Source organism: Aeromonas sp. 2HA2, assembly GCF_029237345.1.
GTDB lineage: Bacteria > Pseudomonadota > Gammaproteobacteria > Enterobacterales > Aeromonadaceae > Aeromonas > Aeromonas salmonicida.
Genome location: NZ_JAACGB010000027.1, coordinates 1 through 2,846, shown reverse-complemented (window position 1 = coordinate 2,846; position 2,846 = coordinate 1). Strand labels below are relative to the sequence as shown.

The 2,846-nt window shown below is 53.0% G+C and carries 1 rRNA gene; it reads right to left on the bottom strand.

Annotated features, from left to right (window positions below):
- Positions 1-2,825, bottom strand: a 23S ribosomal RNA gene (locus GWQ29_RS21180); the annotation flags it as partial.
- Positions 2,826-2,846 lie beyond the last annotated feature (21 nt).

Genomic DNA, 2,846 nt, shown 5'->3' with positions numbered 1-2,846 from the left:
CCTATCAACGTTGTGGTCTCCAACGGCCCTTTAGGACCCTCAAGGGGTCAGGGATGACTCATCTCAGGGCTCGCTTCCCGCTTAGATGCTTTCAGCGGTTATCGATTCCGAACTTAGCTACCGGGCAGTGCCACTGGCGTGACAACCCGAACACCAGAGGTTCGTTCACTCCGGTCCTCTCGTACTAGGAGCAACTCCCTTCAATCATCCAACGCCCACGGCAGATAGGGACCGAACTGTCTCACGACGTTCTGAACCCAGCTCGCGTACCACTTTAAATGGCGAACAGCCATACCCTTGGGACCGACTTCAGCCCCAGGATGTGATGAGCCGACATCGAGGTGCCAAACACCGCCGTCGATATGAACTCTTGGGCGGTATCAGCCTGTTATCCCCGGAGTACCTTTTATCCGTTGAGCGATGGCCCTTCCATTCAGAACCACCGGATCACTATGACCTACTTTCGTACCTGCTCGACCTGTCCGTCTCGCAGTTAAGCTGGCTTATGCCATTGCACTAACCTCCTGATGTCCGACCAGGATTAGCCAACCTTCGTGCTCCTCCGTTACTCTTTGGGAGGAGACCGCCCCAGTCAAACTACCCACCAGGCACTGTCCGCGAGCCCGATTCAGGGCCCTGCGTTAGAACATCAAACATACAAGGGTGGTATTTCAAGGACGGCTCCAGCGCAACTGGCGTCACGCCTTCAAAGCCTCCCACCTATCCTACACATGTAGGTTCAATGTTCAGTGCCAAGCTGTAGTAAAGGTTCACGGGGTCTTTCCGTCTAGCCGCGGGTACACCGCATCTTCACGGCGAATTCGATTTCACTGAGTCTCGGGTGGAGACAGCATGGCCATGGTTACACCATTCGTGCAGGTCGGAACTTACCCGACAAGGAATTTCGCTACCTTAGGACCGTTATAGTTACGGCCGCCGTTTACCGGGGCTTCGATCAAGAGCTTCGCTTGCGCTAACCCCATCAATTAACCTTCCGGCACCGGGCAGGTGTCACACCCTATACGTCCACTTTCGTGTTTGCAGAGTGCTGTGTTTTTGATAAACAGTCCCAGCCATCTGGTCACTGCGACTCCCAACTGCTCCATCCGCAAGGGACTTCACTGTCAAGAGCGAACCTTCTCCCGAAGTTACGGTTCTATTTTGCCTAGTTCCTTCACCCGAGTTCTCTCAAGCGCCTTGGTATTCTCTACCCGACCACCTGTGTCGGTTTGGGGTACGATGACTTGTAATCTGAAGCTTAGAGGCTTTTCCTGGAAGCAGGGCATCAATGGCTTCACCACCGTAGTGGCTTCGTCTCGTGTCTCAGTGTTGTGTCTCCGGATTTGCCTAGAAACACCACCTACGCACTTTCACCAGGACAACCGTCGCCTGGCCCACCTAGCCTTCTCCGTCCCCCCATCGCAATTACAAGTCGTGCAGGAATATTAACCTGCTTCCCATCGATTACGCCTTTCGGCCTCACCTTAGGGGTCGACTCACCCTGCCCCGATTAACGTTGGACAGGAACCCTTGGTCTTCCGGCGAGGAGGCTTTTCACCCCCTTTATCGTTACTTACGTCAGCATTCGCACTTCTGATATCTCCAGCATACCTCTCGATACACCTTCGCAGACTTACAGAACGCTCCCCTACCACTCATACATAAGTATGAATCCGCGGCTTCGGTGCCTGGTTTGAGCCCCGTTACATCTTCCGCGCAGGCCGACTCGACTAGTGAGCTATTACGCTTTCTTTAAATGATGGCTGCTTCTAAGCCAACATCCTAGCTGTCTGAGCCTTCCCACATCGTTTCCCACTTAACCAGAACTTTGGGACCTTAGCCGGCGGTCTGGGTTGTTTCCCTCTTCACGACGGACGTTAGCACCCGCCGTGTGTCTCCCGGATATTACTTACTGGTATTCGGAGTTTGCATGGAGTTGGTAAGTCGGGATGACCCCCTAGTCCAAACAGTGCTCTACCCCCAGTAGTATTCGTCCGAGGCGCTACCTAAATAGCTTTCGGGGAGAACCAGCTATCTCCGAGTTTGATTGGCCTTTCACCCCCAGCCACAGGTCATCCCCTAACTTTGCAACGTTAGTGGGTTCGGTCCTCCAGTTGATGTTACTCAACCTTCAACCTGCCCATGGCTAGATCACCCGGTTTCGGGTCTACACCTTGCAACTAGACGCCCAGTTAAGACTCGGTTTCCCTACGGCTCCCCTATACGGTTAACCTCGCTACAAAATGTAAGTCGCTGACCCATTATACAAAAGGTACGCAGTCACCCCGAAGGGCTCCCACTGCTTGTACGTACACGGTTTCAGGTTCTATTTCACTCCCCTCACAGGGGTTCTTTTCGCCTTTCCCTCACGGTACTGGTTCACTATCGGTCAGTCAGGAGTATTTAGCCTTGGAGGATGGTCCCCCCATATTCAGACAGGATGTCACGTGTCCCGCCCTACTCGATTTCACTTCAAGGTCGTTTTCATGTACGGGGCTATCACCCTGTATCGCTGGCCTTTCCAGGACCATTCCACTAACTTCCAAGAAACTTAAGGGCTAATCCCCGTTCGCTCGCCGCTACTGAGGGAATCTCGGTTGATTTCTTTTCCTCGGGGTACTTAGATGTTTCAGTTCTCCCGGTTCGCCTCTGTTACCTATGTATTCAGTAACAGATACCCGAGTTATCTCGGGTGGGTTTCCCCATTCGGAAATCTGTGAGTAATAGCGTCTCTTACCGACTTCTCACAGCTTATCGCAGGTTAGTACGTCCTTCATCGCCTCTGACTGCCAAGGCATCCACCATGTACGCTTAGTCACTTAACCATACAACCCCAAGAAGTGTCG